At 70.1% G+C, this 16539-nt stretch carries 15 protein-coding genes and 1 pseudogene; 7 read left to right on the top strand and 9 right to left on the bottom strand.

Annotated features, from left to right (window positions below; all coding sequences use genetic code 11):
* Nucleotides 1-12: 12 nt before the first annotated feature.
* Complete coding sequence (locus ACZ3TS_RS00160; RefSeq protein ID WP_467611694.1) at nucleotides 13-921, bottom strand: LysR family transcriptional regulator; 909 nt, start codon at nucleotides 919-921, stop codon at nucleotides 13-15.
* A gap of 38 nt (nucleotides 922-959) precedes the next feature.
* Here ACZ3TS_RS00160 and ACZ3TS_RS00155 point away from each other — a divergent pair, with 38 nt between their 5' ends.
* The gene (locus tag ACZ3TS_RS00155; protein WP_467611691.1) at nucleotides 960-1949 is read left to right on the top strand and encodes a DMT family transporter; all 990 of its coding nucleotides are present in this window, start codon (nucleotides 960-962) and stop codon (nucleotides 1947-1949) included.
* A 70-nt stretch (nucleotides 1950-2019) separates the two neighbouring features.
* Here the strand turns inward: ACZ3TS_RS00155 and ACZ3TS_RS00150 are convergent, their stop codons facing one another.
* Nucleotides 2020-3354, bottom strand: coding sequence for an aminotransferase class I/II-fold pyridoxal phosphate-dependent enzyme (locus tag ACZ3TS_RS00150; protein WP_467611688.1), 1335 nt, complete (start codon nucleotides 3352-3354; stop codon nucleotides 2020-2022).
* Nucleotides 3355-3388: 34 nt separating this feature from the next.
* On the opposite strand from ACZ3TS_RS00150, the gene ACZ3TS_RS00145 reads away from it, so the two are divergent.
* Complete coding sequence (locus tag ACZ3TS_RS00145) at nucleotides 3389-4075, top strand: pyridoxamine 5'-phosphate oxidase family protein (RefSeq protein ID WP_467611685.1); 687 nt, start codon at nucleotides 3389-3391, stop codon at nucleotides 4073-4075.
* Nucleotides 4075-4707, top strand: a complete 633-nt coding sequence (locus ACZ3TS_RS00140; RefSeq protein WP_467611682.1) for an FMN-binding negative transcriptional regulator — start codon at nucleotides 4075-4077, stop codon at nucleotides 4705-4707. Before ACZ3TS_RS00145 ends, ACZ3TS_RS00140 begins: the two co-directional genes overlap by 1 nt.
* 42 nt (nucleotides 4708-4749) lie before the next feature.
* On the opposite strand, the gene ACZ3TS_RS00135 is transcribed toward ACZ3TS_RS00140, so the two are convergent.
* The 3 genes from ACZ3TS_RS00135 to ACZ3TS_RS00125 all read right to left on the bottom strand — a co-directional run bounded on the left by ACZ3TS_RS00135 (nucleotide 4750) and on the right by ACZ3TS_RS00125 (nucleotide 7593).
* Entirely contained in the window at nucleotides 4750-5700 is a 951-nt protein-coding gene (locus tag ACZ3TS_RS00135) for a DMT family transporter (protein ID WP_467611679.1), read from the bottom strand.
* A gap of 177 nt (nucleotides 5701-5877) precedes the next feature.
* The gene (locus tag ACZ3TS_RS00130) at nucleotides 5878-6882 is read right to left on the bottom strand and encodes an EamA family transporter (RefSeq protein ID WP_467611676.1); all 1005 of its coding nucleotides are present in this window, start codon (nucleotides 6880-6882) and stop codon (nucleotides 5878-5880) included.
* A 78-nt stretch (nucleotides 6883-6960) separates the two neighbouring features.
* Nucleotides 6961-7593, bottom strand: a complete 633-nt coding sequence (locus tag ACZ3TS_RS00125; protein WP_467611673.1) for a peptidase — start codon at nucleotides 7591-7593, stop codon at nucleotides 6961-6963.
* 243 nt (nucleotides 7594-7836) lie between these two features.
* Here ACZ3TS_RS00125 and ACZ3TS_RS00120 point away from each other — a divergent pair, with 243 nt between their 5' ends.
* Nucleotides 7837-8265, top strand: coding sequence for a type II toxin-antitoxin system Rv0910 family toxin (locus ACZ3TS_RS00120; RefSeq protein ID WP_467611670.1), 429 nt, complete (start codon nucleotides 7837-7839; stop codon nucleotides 8263-8265).
* A 71-nt stretch (nucleotides 8266-8336) separates the two neighbouring features.
* Here the strand turns inward: ACZ3TS_RS00120 and ACZ3TS_RS00115 are convergent, their stop codons facing one another.
* Both ACZ3TS_RS00115 and ACZ3TS_RS00110 read right to left on the bottom strand, forming a co-directional pair.
* Nucleotides 8337-8993, bottom strand: a complete 657-nt coding sequence (locus tag ACZ3TS_RS00115; protein WP_467611667.1) for a PadR family transcriptional regulator — start codon at nucleotides 8991-8993, stop codon at nucleotides 8337-8339.
* 679 nt (nucleotides 8994-9672) lie between these two features.
* Nucleotides 9673-11790: a catalase gene (locus ACZ3TS_RS00110; protein ID WP_467612595.1), complete on the bottom strand. Its 2118-nt coding sequence runs from the start codon at nucleotides 11788-11790 to the stop codon at nucleotides 9673-9675.
* 342 nt (nucleotides 11791-12132) lie between these two features.
* Between ACZ3TS_RS00110 and ACZ3TS_RS00105 the strand changes: the two are divergent.
* Both ACZ3TS_RS00105 and ACZ3TS_RS00100 read left to right on the top strand, forming a co-directional pair.
* Nucleotides 12133-12321 (top strand): annotated as a pseudogene (locus tag ACZ3TS_RS00105) (IS982 family transposase); the annotation flags it as partial.
* Between the two features lie 543 nt (nucleotides 12322-12864).
* A complete protein-coding gene (locus tag ACZ3TS_RS00100) occupies nucleotides 12865-13674 on the top strand; it encodes a PhzF family phenazine biosynthesis protein (RefSeq protein ID WP_467611664.1) in 810 nt (269 codons plus the stop codon).
* A gap of 66 nt (nucleotides 13675-13740) precedes the next feature.
* Here ACZ3TS_RS00100 and ACZ3TS_RS00095 read toward each other — a convergent pair whose 3' ends face one another.
* Nucleotides 13741-14541 (bottom strand): CPBP family intramembrane glutamic endopeptidase, encoded by an 801-nt coding sequence (locus tag ACZ3TS_RS00095; RefSeq protein WP_467611660.1) that lies wholly within the window; start codon nucleotides 14539-14541, stop codon nucleotides 13741-13743.
* A gap of 303 nt (nucleotides 14542-14844) precedes the next feature.
* Between ACZ3TS_RS00095 and ACZ3TS_RS00090 the strand changes: the two genes are divergently transcribed.
* A complete protein-coding gene (locus tag ACZ3TS_RS00090) occupies nucleotides 14845-15021 on the top strand; it encodes a hypothetical protein (protein ID WP_467611658.1) in 177 nt (58 codons plus the stop codon).
* On the opposite strand, the gene ACZ3TS_RS00085 is transcribed toward ACZ3TS_RS00090, so the two are convergent.
* Complete coding sequence (locus tag ACZ3TS_RS00085; protein ID WP_467611655.1) at nucleotides 14995-16512, bottom strand: glutamate-cysteine ligase family protein; 1518 nt, start codon at nucleotides 16510-16512, stop codon at nucleotides 14995-14997. The two genes, ACZ3TS_RS00090 and ACZ3TS_RS00085, sit on opposite strands and share 27 nt — an antisense overlap.
* Between the last annotated feature and the right edge of the window lie 27 nt (nucleotides 16513-16539).

Raw genomic sequence — 16539 nt, 5'->3', positions numbered from 1 at the left:
TTCCGTTGCGGTTCACCCGTCCGCCACGGCCTGCCCCGCCGCCCACAGCGCCTCCACCGCCGCCCGGATCGACGGGCGGCGGTCTGCGTCGGCCCGCCATACCACGTAGACGTGCCGTCGCACGCGCTGCCGCAGCGGCACGGTGACGACACGGGGCGGCATCGGATCACGCCCGAGGAGCGGTGCGATGCACACGCCGAGCCCGGCGGCGACCAGCCCCAGCTGCGTGTGCGTCTCGGCGGCACGGTGACCGATGCGCGGCTCGACGCCCTTGGAGCGCAGGGTGAACATCAGCCACTCGTGGCAGAACTCGCCCTCGCCCCAGGTGATCCACTCGTCGTCGGCGAACTCCCCGAGGTCCACCTCCGCCCGGTCCGCCAGCCGGTGCCCCACGGGCATCGCCACATCCGCCGGATCGTCGAGGATCGCAGCCTTCACCAGGCCCTCGGGCAGCGGCATCGGCTTGTTGTACCAGTCCAGGACCACCGCGAGATCGAGGTCGCCGCGCACCACGCCCGCGACGCCGGCCTCGGGTTCCAGCTCGCACGAGCGCAGCCGCAGCGCGGGGTGCTCGGTGCGCAGCGCGGCCAGCGCGGTCGGGAAGAGACCGCGTGCGGCGGTCGGAAAGGCCGACAGGCGCAGTTCGCCGGCCACCTGCCCGCGCTGCGCCTCAAGGTCGGCCTCGGCCAGCTCGACCTGCGACAGGATGCGCGCCGCATGATCGGCGAGCAGTCGTCCGGCGTCCGTGAGCCGCACCCCCCGCCCCTTCTTCGCCAGGAGCTGCTGCCCCACCTCCCGTTCGAGCTTGGCCATCTGCTGGGAGACGGCCGAGGTCGTCACGTGCAGCCCCTCCGCCGCCCCACTGACCGAGCCGTGCCGGGCGAGGGCGTCGAGGGTGCGCAGGCGGTCCAGGTTCAACATATAAGAAATGCTACGAGGTATCGGGTGCGAAATCTCGATTGTGCTACGAGATCGTCTGCGTCATCGTTACGGCCATGAGCACCGCCGCCGCCCAACGGACCCCTGCCGCGACCACCGTCGTCCCGCACCGTCGGCCCGCCCTCGACTGGCGGATCCGTTTCGGCGTTCTCTCGCTGATCTGGGGCTTCAGCTTCCTGTTCATCAAGGTCGGCACGGAGGCGTACGCCCCGTTCCAGGTCACTCTCGGCCGCCTGGTGTTCGGCACGGCTGTACTGGCGGCCGTGATGACCGTCAAGTGCGAACGTCTCCCGCGCGGCACCCGCACCTGGGGCCATCTCACCGTCGCGGCGTTCCTCCTCAACGCGCTGCCGTTCTCGCTCTTCGCCTACTCGGAGCTCACGGTCCCGTCCACCCTGGCGGGCATCTGCAATGCGACCTCGCCCCTGTGGGGCATGGCACTGTCCCTGGTCGCGCTCGTTGAGGACCGGCCGACGCGGCGCCGGGTCGCGGGGCTCGGTATCGGCTTCCTCGGCGTGCTGACGGTGCTCGGGGCCTGGCAGGGCTTCCACGGCCTGGACGTGGCGGGCACGGCGATGGCCCTGCTGGCCTCGCTCAGCTACCCCATCGGCTGGATCTACGTACGTCGCACCCTGGCGGGCGTCGGCCACTCCCATCTGTCACTGACCGGCGCACAGCTACTGCTGGCCACCATCCAACTGGCCCTGGTCACCCCACTGTTCACCAACATGCCGAGCCACCTCCCGGTCGTCCCGCTGCTCGCGGTCGCAGCGCTGGGCGCCCTGGGCACCGGGCTCGCCGTGCTCATCCAGTACGGCCTGGTCGCCGAGGTCGGCCCGACGACCGCGCAGATGGTCACGTACTTCATCCCGGTCATCGCCACCGCGGCGGGCGTCGCGATCCTGGGCGAGTCGCTGACCTGGTCGACCCCGGTCGGGGCGGTGATCGTACTGGCGGGCGCGGCACTGACGCAGACCAGGCCGAAGGCGTCCCCCCAGGACCGGACGTAGCTCCGGACGGGGCCGGGCCCGGGGCTCTATGGGCTTGCACGGAACCAAGGTGTTGCTTCCCTGCAAGCCCTCAGACGTAGCTCCGGGCAGCGGGCGCAGGGCGCAGGGCGGCGGCGACCGCGTCCGCCAGGGGCCCGGCCTCCTCCGCGGTCAGCGTCGAGACGGTGACCCTGATGCCGGGCGGCGCGCTCATCCGGAAGCGGGCGCCCGGAGCGACGGCCCAGCCGGCGTGCAGCAGTCGCGCGACCGCGCCCGTCTCGTCCGGTACTGGAACCCACACATTCATCCCACTGCGCCCATGGGCCTCGACACCGCGCTCCGCGAGGGCGGCGATCAGCGCGTCGCGGCGCTTGCCGTACTCCGCCGCCACCGTCCGCGCGTCCACCGCGCCGTCGGCCCACAGCCGCACCACGGCCCGCTGCAGGACCCGGCTGACCCAACCCGGCCCCAGCCGCTGCCGCCCGCGGACCCGGTCGACGGTGACGGTGTCCCCGGTGAGCACGGCGAGCCGCAGATCGGGTCCGTACGCCTTGGCGACCGAGCGCACGAACGCCCAGTGCCGCGTGACCCCGGCCAGGGGATGAAGGGGCACGTCGACGATCCCGTGACCGTGGTCGTCCTCGATCAGCAATGTCTCGGGGTACGCGCGCAGCACGGATCGCAGGGCACGCGCGCGTGTGGCACTCACCGCGGCACCGGTCGGGTTCTGCGCCCGGTCCGTCACGATCAGCGCACGCGCCCCGGCCTCCAGGGCACCGCGAACGTGGTCGGGGAGCGGCCCTTCGTCGTCGACGCCGACCGGTACGGTGCGCAGCCCGAGCGCGGGAACGAGGTCGAGGGTCCTGTCCCACCCGGGATCCTCGACGGCGACGGTGTCCCCTGGCTTGAGGTGGGCCGCAAGGACACGCTCGACGGCGTCGAGCGATCCGGAGACCACGGCGAGCGGCCCTTCCGGCACCCCGTCCGCGTCCAGGTCGGTCCGTGCGATGCGCGCCAGTTCCGGTTCCACGGCGACGTCCCCATAGAGCACCGGCTCCCGGTCGCCCTGCGTGGCGGCCGCCGCGAACGCCGGCGCCAGAGGGGGCAGCAGGACCTGGTCCGGGTTTCCACTCGACACATCGCGTACGCCCTCGGGTACCTCGACACGCATGTGGTCCCGACCCGTGGTGGCCGGCGCGGGCCGCACCCGGCTGCCCCGGCGCCCGGCGGTCTCGATGACCCCGCGCTCGCGCAGGATGCGGTACGCGGCCGCGACGGTGTTGGGATTCACCCCCAGCTCGACGGCCAACTCCCGCATGGGCGGCAGCAGTCGACCGGGTTCCAGCTCTCCTGTCCCCACGGCACGCTCGACGCTCGCCGCAATCTCTGCTGCACGTCGCCCCTGGATCGGATAATCTCCTAGCACAAAGCAGATTATGCACTAGTGCAATGGAGAGGGCATGCAGGGGACCCAGCAGCCGAAGTCGCGGCCCACCGACGCCTACACGCCGACCGACCGCACGATCCCCACGCGTGCCGCGCACAAGGCGTCCTACGACAAGGAACTGGTGCACGCGATACTCGACGAGGGGTACGTCTGCCACCTGGGCTTCGTCCGCGACGGCTCCCCTGTCGTGCTGCCCACGCTGTACGGCCGGGTCGGCGAGCGGCTCTACGTCCACGGCTCCACGGGCTCGCGCCCGCTGCGGATGACGGACGAGGCCGACCCGGGACTCGCGGTCTGCCTGACGGTGACGCACGTCGACGGTCTGGTCCTGGCCCGCTCCGCCTTCCACCACTCGATCAACTACCGCTCCGTGGTGGTGCATGGTATGGCCCACCAGGTCACCGACCCCGAGGAGAAGCTGACGGCCCTCGACGCACTGGTCGACCACGTCGTGCCGGGCCGCGCCGCCGACTCCCGGCCCGCCAACAAGAAGGAACTGGCCGCCACCGCCGTGATCCGTCTGGACCTGGACGAGGTCTCCGCCAAGCTGCGCACCGGCGGCGTGAACGACGAGCCCGAGGACCTCTCGCTCCCCCACTGGGCCGGCGTGATCCCGGTCCGCAAGGAGTACGGCGCCCCGCTCGCCGACCCGGCCCTGGCGCCCGGCACCGAGCTGCCGGGCTATCTGGCGGTGCTGTGATGCTGATCCACCCCTGGGACGCTCCCCACGACGACGCCGAGTGGCAACACTGGCTCGCCGTCCATGACTTCGGGCAGCTCGCCGTCAACGGCCGGCCGGGCGAACCGCCGTACGTCCAGCCACTGCACTTCGCGTACGACGCGGAACGCGGCGAGGCCCTGGGCCATCTGGCGCGTCCGAACCCGCTGTGGCCCGCGCTGGAGGCGCACCCGGAGGTGCTGCTGAGCGTGGTCGACGACTATGTGTATGTGCCCGGCCCCTGGCAGGCGGCACCGGACGGCCCGTCCGAGCACGGCGTGCCCACGAGCTTCTACGCGGCGGTCCAGCTCCGCTGCACGGCCCATGTCGTGGACGATCCGGCCGAGAAGGCGGACCTGCTGAACCGCCAGATGGGCCACTTCCAGCCGGAAGGCGGCTCCGCCCGGGCCGCGGCGGGTGAGGAACCGTACGGCCGCATGCTGTCCGGCATCCGCGGCCTGCGGCTCGAAGTGACGGGTGTCCGCGCGAAGTTCAAGTACGCGGGCCGGAAACCGGAAGAGGTCCAGGACCGCATCGCCGCCGGACTGGCGGGGCGAGGCGGTCCGCGCGACGCGGTCGCGCGTGAGCACCTGCTGCGCAGGCGCGAGGCGTGAAGCGGGGTGCGGGGTCCGGTGAGGCACCCCGCACCCGCCCTGTCACACGAGGACGGCCGCGTCCTCCGGTACCCGCGCCCCGCGTGCCTCCGCCAGAGCGAGCCCCGCGACCGAGCCGAGCATCAGCGCGGTACCGACAACAGTCGCCGCCGTGAGCCGCTCGCCGAGCAGGGCGACGGCGAGCACCGCCGCGCTGACCGGCTCGAGCAGCATGATCACGGAGACCGTTGCGGAGCGTACGACGGCCGCGCCCGCGAAGTAGAGGGCGTAGGCCAGCGCCGTGGGAACCGCCGCGATGTACGCCACCAGCCCTACGAGAGCCAGCGGTTGCGAGGTGTGCGGCACCAGTCCCTCGACCAGCGCGAACGGCAGCAGACACAGACTGGTGACTGCGAACGCCGACACGGTCGTACCGGACACGTCGGCCTCGCCGTCACGGCCCCACCACCGGGTGAGCAGCGTCATGCCGGAGTAGCCGGCCGCCGACACGACGGCGAGCAGCACGCCCGACGGACGCACGGTCGCACCGCCACTGCCGAGCACGAGCACCCCGAGCCCGGCGAGCGCCCCGACGACGGCGGTCGCACCGCCGCGCCCGAGCCGCTCACCCATCGTGAGACGGGCCCCGAGCGCGATGAGCACGGGTCCGGCACCGAGGGTGACGACGGTCGCCACGGCCAGTCCGGTGGCGGAGACGGCACCGAAGTAGGCGGTCTGGAAGACAGCGAGCCCAAGACCGGTGGCAGTCGCGCGCAGCGCCCTGCGGCCGAGCGGTTCGGACCCCGCCGTCCGAGTGCGCGGGCGCAGGTGCCGGACGGCGGCCAGCAGGACGAGTCCGGCCGCGCAGCGCCAGAAGGACAGTGCCACAGGCCCCGTGTCACTGGCCCGGTAGACCAGGGAGGCGGCCGCGCCCGCGGTGCCCCAGGCGGCACCGGCGACGATCAGATAGAGGAGGCCTCGCCCGACGGGCAGGCCGGAGGCAGCATTCGACATGAGTTGTCTCCGCAGATTGCAGAAGTTCGGGCAGGGACCCCGGAGCGTCGGGGTCCGTGGACTTCATCTGCGGGCGGCACCGTTCCGCCCGGCGACCCGCCGGGCGTGTTTCCGGAGGGCCCGCCTCAGGCGGCGGGGGGCGGAAGAACGAGTGCGTCCGAATGCATGATCGACACCTTATGCGGCCGTTCCGCGGACCGACAACTCCCTTTCGGCGCCACCGCTCGCCACCGGCTCGGCGGAGACCTTCGCGGGCGCCGACGACTGGGCCGCGAACGCGCCGACCACGACGACCACGCCGCCGACGATCTGCGGCGCCGACAGGTGCTCGCCCAGCAGCACCCAGGCCAGAACGGTCGCAATGACCGCTTCGAGACATGCCACGATGCCCGCCACCTGGGGCGAGAGCCGGCGCACGGACAGCACGCCGGTCACGTACGCGACGACCGTGGCGACCAGGACGATCCAGGTCAGCAGCACGACGGCCGGTACGGGTGTGCCGTTCATGCGTGCGCTACCCGCGAGGACGGACCAGTCCATGCCCCAGGGTCGGGCGACGACGGTCAGCACGGCGGCGCCGACGAGCAGCCCGTACGCGATGACGCCGAGCGGTTCAGGAGCCTCGTCGCCGGCCTCACTGCCTTGGTCGGCCAGGACGAAGTAGCCGACCTGGCAGCAAGCGGCGCCGAGCGCGAGCACCAGGCCGAGGGCATCGAAGCTCAGGCCGGACCACACCTCCACGACACAGGCGAGTCCGCCGACCGCGAGCACCACACCGACCGCTGCGGCGCGGGTCACGGGCCGCCGCTGCACGAAGCGCACCCAGCCCAGCACGAGCGCGGGCGCGAGGTACTCGATGAGCAGGGCGACACCGACGGGTATGCGGGAGAGCGCGGCGAAGTAGCAGGCCTGGACACCGGCCACGGCGAGCAGACCGAACCCGGCGAGCAGCGCGGGGCGGCGGCGCAACAGCGCGCGGTGGCGCACGGCGAGCGGCAGCATCACGAGCGCGGCGCCCGTGACCCGCAGCCACACCACATGGAGCGGGTCGAGCCCCGCCTCGATCAGCGGCTTGGCCGCGACACCCGATCCGCCGAAGGCGACCGCTGACACCAGGGCGAGCCCCAGCCCGACGCCCCTGCCACGGTTGCCTTGACTCCCCTGAGACGTATGCACCGGCACATGATGACAGGCGAGGACATGAGCGTCACCCCCGAACGCACCTGTCTCAGAGGTTGGACCCGTCCGTCCGGCGCACCGTCACCGGTCCCCGTCGAACCAGGCCCCGGCCCAGCGGCCGGCGTCCCCTCCCCCTGGGCCTCCGCCCGCGTACTCCCCCACTCCGGTCGCCGCCTCGATCCGCACTGTCAGCGCCCGTACGTCGACACCTGCGCGGCCGAGGACCTCGACGGCCCGCGACTCGGGGTCCGCGACGATCGCCGCGAGCAGGTCGAGCCCCCGGGCCCGTACGTCGCCTCGCCGCGTCGCGCGCCCGTGCGCCGTACCCAGGGCACTCGCCGCCGCGGGCGACCAGCCCTCCGGTTCGTTCAGCGCCGGTACGGCACCGGAGTCCTCGACGGTGCCCTGCCAGCGCAGGCCGTAGCCGATGGCACGCTGGACGAGATAGCCCAGCAGCCGCGCGACCTGCGGACCGTCGAAGACGGCGCGCACCTCGGGGTCGGACTCCAGCAGCGTGTGCAGCAGATGAGCCGTGTCGATCTGCCGGTCCCCGTCCCGCAGCGCTCTCCTGCGCGCACCCGAGACCACCGCTGCCAGCTCGGCGGTGAGTCTGACATCGGGCTCCGTGTGGTGAGCGCCGCGCTCCGCGGCCGGTTGCTGGGGCTGATGGGGTGGCACGTCTCCCACCCCATCAGCCCCAGCGGCCCGGGACATCCCCGGCGGGCAGCATTTTCGCGTCCGACACAGGTTGGGCAAGACTGAACGGGTTCTCCTCCTTACGGATGACATCACGCCGTTCTCCCCGGCAACCGCGCGCCGTCTTGCCCGGCGCCCCTACGTGAACCGCTTCCACAATTTCTGACGGTTCATCAGTATTGAATGTTCCGGGTCCCGCGGCTACGTTCCGCGACACCGTAGCTGCGCTCGGCGCAGCACCCGACGCGAAGGGGTGGTCGCATGGCCGAAGTCAGCGCGGAAGCACGCATCGAGGCGCCTGCCGAGAAGGTGTGGGCCCAGCTCACGGACTGGTCGGCGTACGGCGAGTGGAACGCGACCCACACCGGTTTCCCGAAGGGCGGCCCGGAAGCGCTGGAGGTGGGCGGGACCTTCGAGGAGAACATGAAGCTCATGGGCTTCCCGGCCGAAGTGACCTGGACGATCGACGAGTTGCAGCCCGGACGCGTTCCGACCATCCGTGGCAAGGGACCCATGTCCGTGAACGTCGCCACCCGCTACACGCTGACGCCGGACGGCGAGGCGACCTTGGTCCACATCGACGGAGAGTTCACCGGGGCGGCGGTCTCCCTCATGGCGGGCAAGCTCAAGGACTCGGCGACGGCCGCGCTCAACGAGTCCCTCCGCGAACTGGGGGCACTGGTGTCCTGAGAGAGGCTCGCGGACACGAAGGCGCCCCGCGGACGTGTTCCGCGGGGCGCCTCTCGCACCTCCACCTGCCGTCAGCTCTCGTCAGCGAGGATCAGGTACAGCTTCTTCCGGGCTTCGTTGATGACCGCCAGGGCCTTGTCGCGCTGGTCCTTGCTGCCGGTCTTCCAGACCTGGCTGAACGCCTCCATCAGACCGAAGCCCGCCTGCCGGATCTCGTGCAGGGCTTCCCAGTCGACGCCGCGCGTTGCCTCTTCCCACGGGGCCTCGGGGCCCTCGTCGGCAGCGGCGCGGCCCTCCTCGGTGAGCTCGAAGAGCTTCTTGCCGCCCTCGCTCTCACTGGTGATCAGGCCCTCGTCCTCCAGCAGCTGAAGGGTGGGGTAGACCGAGCCCGGGCTGGGCTTCCACGCCCCGCCGCTACGCTCGGCGATCTCCTGGATCATCTCGTAGCCGTGCATGGGCCGGTCCTTGAGGAGGGCCAGGATCGACGCGCGTACGTCGCCGCGCCGCGCCCTTCCCCTGGGTCCGCCCCGCCCGCGCCCGCCCCAGGGGCCACCCGGGCCGAAGAAGCCCGGTCCGCCGAAGCCGGGACCACCGGGACCACCGGGCCCGCCGGGACCGAAGGGCCCGAAGGCTCCGCGCCGGCCGTCGAAACCGCCCCGAGCGCGATGACCGGGGCCGCCCTGGTGTCCGTGTCGTTCGTATCCGAAGTCCTGTACACGGGAACGCATCGCCATCACTCCATTCCATCGTTGATCTGTCGCGATGCTTCAACGATATATCGGAATGGGGCGCATGCCAACCCTCGAGGACCTGGACCGATTCATCACCCGCGCCAGCCCCGGGGAAACGCGTGCCACTCTGAGAGGGCGTTTGACGTCGATTCGCGATGGGCAATTTCACCCCATTTGCAGGGTTTACTTCCGACGTACATGACTCGAAATGGCTGGAAGCTCCGCCCTCAGTGCGGATCTTCCGCCTCATCCCTAAAGGTCCGGAAGTCTGGAAGCGATGAACAGCATCGATCCGCCGAAAGGCCTCATCGCGCCCGACAGCCACGATGATGCCGAACTGCGGACACCGGATCGGGTACGGCGCGTAGATAGTCGTCGTGCTGGGTCCTCGGCATCGCGCTCTTCCCCTGAGGATGGGATTGGGGGAGCGGGGCCCGGGCACTTCCGGATGAGTGCACGGGCTGTGGCGCGCCAGTTTCGCGGTGTCGGGATACTTGCCGACCCGAAAAAGCGGCAAGGGCACTCGTGCCTCAGTAAGCCATGTTATGTCGTGCTGACGGAGGACGGCCCGCTGCTCGTGCCAGGCTCGGGGGAGGCAACTCTCGCCGACGGCACCGTGACCGTGTCCACTCGATTTGCCGTGGCGGTCCGCACCCACCAGGATACGTCAGGGCATTCAGTCGACGGCTCCCGGATTGAGCAATCCGGGACGCCGCATGAAGCGGTGTTGCCCGATCGCGGCCACGAAGGCGTCCCCGATGTCATCGGCACTGCTACCGCTGATCACGCCCTGCTCGGCCCCGGCACCGTTCAGCACCTCAGCCGGGAGCCTGGCCGCGCCCAGTAGCTGTTCGCCTTCGCCTTGAACAGCGATCGGTTTGCCGTGGCGGTAGCTTTCCTCCACGAAACGCACCGCAGCAGGGTCGTCCAGCAGTGTCTGTACAGCTTGCTTGCCGCCGGGAACCAGCAGGGCATCGTAGAGTACGGATCCCATCGTCGGCAGGGCCCGGTCCACTTCCAGCACCGCGCTGTCGGCGCCACGCACGCTGCCCTCGGAGGCTGCGAGCACCTCGGCCACGGCGCCTTCCTCGGTCAGCCTGCCGCGCACCGCCTCGACGGGCTCGACGTCGGTGCCGTCCGCCGCCAGCACGGCGACCTTACGGGTGCTGATGCCATTGCCACGGAGGTTTTCCTGGCTCAGCGCTGCGGATGAGGACGAGGGGACGGCGGAGGCGCCTTGCGGCGTGGGCAGCCCGAGGCCCGCTGCCACGGCGGCGCACAGATCGCCGTGGACGTTGGACAGGTTGGCCACCATGCGTTCGCGTACTTCGGCCGATGCGACCTTGCCGAGTTCGAAGCGGAACGCCTCGACGATATGTGCCTTCTCCCAGTCCGACATGCTGTTCCAGAACAACGTGGCCTGGCTGTAGTGGTCACGGAAGCTCTCACTGCGCACCCGGACCTTCTCGCCCGCCACCCGTTCCTGGTAGTGACGGAATACACCACTGGCGTCACCCGCACCGGCGTGCGCCGGACAGCCGCCGCTCAGCGAGTTCGGGAAGTAGCTGTTTCCCGGCTGTATGACTTGTTGGCCGTAGCCGTCACGGTGGTTGGTGTTGACGTCGGCGATGGGCCTGTTGACCGGCAATTGGGCGAAATTGGGTCCGCCCAGCCTGATCAACTGGGTATCCAGATAGGAGAAGTTGCGGCCTTGGAGCAACGGGTCGTTGGTGAAGTCGATACCGGGAACCACGTTGGCTGTGTGGAAAGCGACCTGTTCGGTCTCGGCGAAGAAATTCTGCGGATTGCGGTCGAGAACCATGCGCCCTATGGGCCGTACGGGAACCTGCTCCTCAGGAATGATCTTGGTCGCGTCCAGGAGATCGAAATCGAAGGCGTCTTCGTCCTCCTCCGCCACCAACTGCACGCCCAGTTCGTACTCCGGGTAGTTGCCCGCCTCGATGGCCTCCCACAGATCCCGACGGTTGAAGTCGGGATCCCGGCCGGCGGCGATCTGTGCCTCGTCCCACACCAGGGAGTTGACACCGAGCACAGGCTTCCAGTGGAACTTGACGAAAGTCCCGCGCCCCGCCGCGCTGACGAATCGGAAGGTGTGCACACCGAAGCCCTGCATCATCCGGAAACTGCGTGGAATGGCCCGGTCGGACATCAGCCACATCAGCATGTGGGTCGACTCCGGTTGCAGCGAGCAGAAGTCCCAGAAGGTGTCGTGCGCCGAAGCGCCCGTGGGGATTTCGTTGTGCGGCTCCATCTTCACCGCGTGCACGAAGTCAGGGAACTTGACGGCGTCCTGGATGAAGAACACCGGGAAGTTGTTTCCCACAAGGTCGTAGTTGCCCTCGCGCGTGTAGAACTTCGTCGCGAAGCCACGCACGTCCCGCACGGTGTCCGCCGAACCCCGCGGCCCCTGGACGGTGGAGAAACGTACAAACACCGGGGTGCGCCGCCCCGGCTCCTGGAGGAAGTCCGCACAGGTGTACTCGGCCAGCGACTCGTACGGCTCGAAGTAGCCGTACGCGCCCGCGCCACGCGCGTGCACCACCCGTTCCGGTATGCGTTCATGGTCGAAGTGGGTGAGCTTCTCCCTGTTGTGAAAGTCCTCCAGCAGGGTGGGACCGCGCTCCCCGACGCGCAGCGCGTTGTCCGTGTCGTCCACCCGTACCCCCTGATCCGTGGTGAGCGCATCGGACTCCGGTGCCGCCCGGAAGCGGTCGAGCTGCCTGTCCTTGTCATCGTGGTCACGCCACTGGGGATTCGGAGTTCCGGAAGCCATGACTGAGCTCCTTCGCTGTCGGAAAGCGTCCTCACCTTTACCTGGGGTCTGGTCGATCACCCGCCCTTCGCCCGCGGGGCCGGGAACGCCGAGGCCCAACGGTCCGGAAGGCGTCGTCGTGGTCGCGTAGCTTCGCCCTCTGGGCACGCTTGCACTCCCCTGTGCTCATCGCAGTGCCCCTTGCGTGGCCTTATTCGGGAGTTTCTCTACCGCGGGTAGCCCTGGTCGCGTCACCCAAACAACGACGGACGATGCCACGCAGCAGGAGACAGGCCAAGCGCCCCCTAGACGAGTCTGTCCAAATGCCTGCGGGCATGAAGAGAGGGGGTTCAAGATCCGTTTGTGACGACAGAACTGAACACCCTCGTGACCGCACTGTACGTGAAGATCGACGACGAGTGGGCGGGGATCGCCCGCCTGCCCGGACGGCCGCCGAAGCTCAGTCATTCGGAGTTGCTGCGCCTGGCCGTCATGCAGGCACTGCTGGGCTTCCCTTGCGAGGCCCGCCGGCTGCGGCACCTGCGTGCGCATTTCGACTACCCCTGTCCCCGGATCTCCGAGACCTTCCACCCGAGCGAGGCCTACGCGAGGCAACTCCGGCGCCGTGCCCGCACCCACCTCACCACGGCGCCGCTCCGCCCGGTGAGCACCACCGCGCACCCAGCGCCTCCCAGGGGCGTTCCTCGTCGCCGCGGGCACCGGTGACCTCTGCGATCTGGAAGACCTGCTCATCGCCGACGTCGGCCATCAGGTTGCCGTGTCGACAGCCCCACCGCACCGGAGGTCTTCACCCGCGGCCCCCTGTCGGGGCGGTGTGGCGCAGGACACGGGAACGGGGTCGAGCCGGCGGAGAGTACAGAGTGTGAGGCACACAGAACCCAGTACCAGCTCACGACAGACCTTTGGTGAGACCGTTCGCTGAAAGTCTCACGTGCGCGAGGTGCCCTTCGGCGCCGTTCCGCGGTGCCACCCGCTCGCTCCTCCAAGCCGACGGGCGGAGCACACGCGCCCACAAGTCCAGACACCCCGAATTGGCCTTGGCCCGGGCCGCCCGCCGGCCTCTACCGTCGGGCCATGCGGATTCGAATCGTCGACGCCTTCACCGACCGCCCCTTCGCCGGCAACCCGGCCGGCGTCCTCCTCCTCGACGCCTTCCCGGACGACGTCTGGCTCCAGGACGTGGCCCGCGAGGTCAACCACGCCGAGACCGCGTTCGCCCACCGCCTGCCCGAGGGCGGCGAGGCCGACTGGGCACTGCGCTGGTTCACACCCGCCACCGAGGTCGTGATGTGCGGCCACGCCACCCTGGCCACCGCCCACGTGCTGCGCACCACGGGCGCCCACGACGGCCCCGTACGGTTCGCCACCCGCAGCGGCGTGCTGAGCGCCACGCCACGTGAGGACGACTCCATCACCCTCGACTTCCCCACCGCCCCTCTCACCCCCGTCGAGATCCCGGAGGGCGTGGCCGAGGCCCTCGGCGCGGTGCCCCTCACCGCCTTCGACACCGGCCCGAACGTCGGCGACCTGGTCCTCGAACTCGCCGACGAGAAGACGGTCCTCGGCCTCACCCCCGACCACAAGGCGCTCGGCCGCCACTCGGCACGCGGCATCATCGCCACCGCCCGAGCCGAAGACCCCTCCCGCGGGTACGACTTCGTCTCGCGCTGCTTCTTCCCCAACGTCGGCATCGACGAGGACCCCGTCACCGGCAGCGCCCACACCGCGCTCGCCCCCTACTGGTCCGAGCGCCTCGGCCGCCCCGACCTCACCGGCCTGCAGGCGTCGCCCCGCTCCGGCCGCGTCCGCACGGAACTGCGCGGCGACCGCACCCTGCTCACCGGCCGCGCGGTCACCGTCATCGAGGGCGAACTGCTCGCCTGACGCAGGGCAGGGGCGTACGACGTCCTCGTTCGCCCCTGCCCAGACCTCCCGAACGCTTTCCGACCTCTACGCCGTCGGCAGCCAGCCCACCTTGCCCGCCAGCAGCGCGTATCCCACGAACGCCCCGATGTCGAGCAGCGAGTGGGCCACCACCAGGGGACCGACCCTCCCCCACCGCCGGTACAGATAGACGAAGACCACACCCATCGCCATGTTGCCGAGGAATCCGCCGATCCCCTGGTAGAGGTGGTACGAGCCGCGCAGCACCGAGCTGGCCACCAGGACCGTGCCGGGCGTCCAGCCCAACTGGCCGAGCCGGCGCAGCAGATAGCCGACGACGATGACCTCCTCGAGGACCGCGTTCTGCACCGCCGAGAGGACCAGCACGGGATACTTCCACCACACGTCGGGCAGCGCCTCGGGCACCACGGTGAGGTTGGCACCGAGACCGCGGGCGACCAGATAGAAGGCGATGCCCGTGGAGCCGATGACCGCGGCAATCCCCGCTCCGCGCCCCAGATCCGGCCACGGCCGCGTCCGGTCGAAGCCCAGCGTGCGCAGCGACGCGCCCTCCCGCAGCAGGAAGTGCGCGACCAGCGCGACCGGCACCAGCGCCGTCGTGATCCCGAAGAGCTGCCAGGCAAGATCAAGCCAGGGACGGCCGGGCGCGGCCGAGGCATTGAGTGTGGCCGCCTGCTCCTTGAGGCCTCCCGGTTTGGTGACCGATCCCACAAAGCTGATCAGCGCGGACACCCCGCTCGCACCGAGCGAGAGCCCCAGAACCAGCAGCGTCTCGTCCCGGAAAATCCGTCGCGTCGGCTGCTCCGTCGGAAAAGAATCGGCCACCGACCCTGCCTCCACCTGCACTCCCGCCTCCCATTGAGCAATCCCGCCTCATGCCCATCTTCGCCCGGCCAGGGTCTCGAAAGAAGTTACGAAGATCGTGCGTGACAGGCCGTTGGGGGACGGACGCCGTACGGGGCGTACCTCCCCCTCGGTTCTTCCCTATACGGCCGCTGCACGGCACGGTCTCGGCAGGGAGGGGCACCAGGGGAGGGGCACCACCCGTCATTGGATGTCCCAGCTTGCCCGATCACCGTGGGGCGGGCGCCATCGACCCCCGTCCAGCCGCGCGCCGCCGCACCGTGACCGGCGCGACGGGCGATCGCGATGCACCCGGAGGCATCCCGGGACGAGGCCCGGCAGATCGCCGGGGCGACCGGCGGCTCGGGGCACCAGGTGAAGGACCGCTCGCGGATCCACTCCGTGATCCCCAAGGCGGTCGTGCAGGCGGGCAGCCGGGCATGGACGTCCGGTCGCTCACCCCAGGAGCACCGGTTCGCGTAACCCGACGGGCCAGGTGTGCACCGGCTCGCCGGCATGCATCAGCTCGCAGTACCTCCGGGTCGTCGCGGCCAGCGCGGCCTCCCGGTCGAGCCCCTGTTCCAGGGCCCGATGGAAGGTGGCGGCCTGCCAGCTCGCGCCATTGACCCTCAGCCGGCACCGCTCCTCGATCACCCCGAGGTAGAAGTCCCGGTCGGCGGGCTCGACACCCCAGGCGTCGAGCCCCGCCTCGGCCAGCGGCAGCAGTTCGTCGCGTACGAGGTCCACGGCGTCCACCTCGGTGATCCCGCCGTAGCGCCCGCGCCGTGGCCACCGAAGGCGAGCCTCGATGCCGTACCTGCAGGCGGTGTCGAAGTTGACCGCGGCGGCCTCGAACGGCAGTCGCGTCCACACCGGCCGTGGCTCCTCGGCGAGGGCGCGGACGACGCCGTAGTAGAAGGCCGCGTTGGCGATCACGTCGGTGACGGTGGGTCCGGCGGGCAGCACCCGGTTCTCCACGCGAAGATGCGGGACACCGTCGGCGATGCCGTAGACAGGCCGGTTCCACCGGTACACCGTGCCGTTGTGCAGGACGAGTTCGGCGAGCTTGGGTGTTCCCCCCTCGTCGAGGGTGCGCAGGGGGTCCTCGTCGTCGCAGATCGGCAGCAGGGCCGGGAAGTAGCGCAGGTTCTCCTCGAACAGCTCGTACGCCGACGTGATCCAGCGCTCCCCGAACCAGGTGCGCGGTCGCACCCCCTGCGCCTGCAGTTCGGGCGGCCGGGTGTCGGTGGACTGCTGGAACAGCGGTGGCCGGGACTCGCGCCACAGCTCACGCCCGAACAGAAACGGGGAGTTGGCGCCCACGGCGACCTGCGCGGCCGCCACGGCCTGCGCGGCGTTCCACACGTCCGCGAAGCGCGCCGGGGTGACTTGGAGGTGCAACTGGACGGACGTGCAGGCGGCTTCGGGCGCGATCGAGCGCGAGGTGCACTCCAGCCGCTCCACCCCTTCGATGTCGAGCGTGAAGTCCTCACCGCGAGCGGCCACGATCTGGTCGTTGAGCAGGGTGTAGCGGTCGACGGCGGAGAGGTTGGAGGAGACCAGGTCGTCGCGGTCGAGCGTGGGCAGAATGCCGATCATGACGATTCCGGCATCGACCTCGCTCGCTTTCCGGTCGGCGTAGGCGAGCGAGGTGCGCAGCTCTTCGGCGAGCTGGTCGAGTACCCGGCCGCCCAGCCGATGTGGAGCTATGTTGACTTCCAGATTGAACATGGCGAGTTCTGTTTGGAAATCTCGACTTGCAATCTTTTCCAGTACTTGCGCATTCATCATTCTCGGCATGCCGTCGGATCCGACGAGATTCAGTTCGATCTCCAGACCCATCAGGTTCTTGGGCCTGTCGAACCGCTTCTCCTCCAGCAGCCGCGCCAGCCCCGCCAGGCACTGCCTCAACTTGCCTCGGTAGCGCTGACGATCGGACAGGTCGAACTGCCCTGCCACGACCTTCTCTCCCATCGAAGCATCCCTCCTGAGATGGGCAGG

This window comes from Streptomyces sp. NPDC022910, from assembly GCF_055561075.1.
This window is presented reverse-complemented; position numbering and strand designations above follow the sequence as displayed.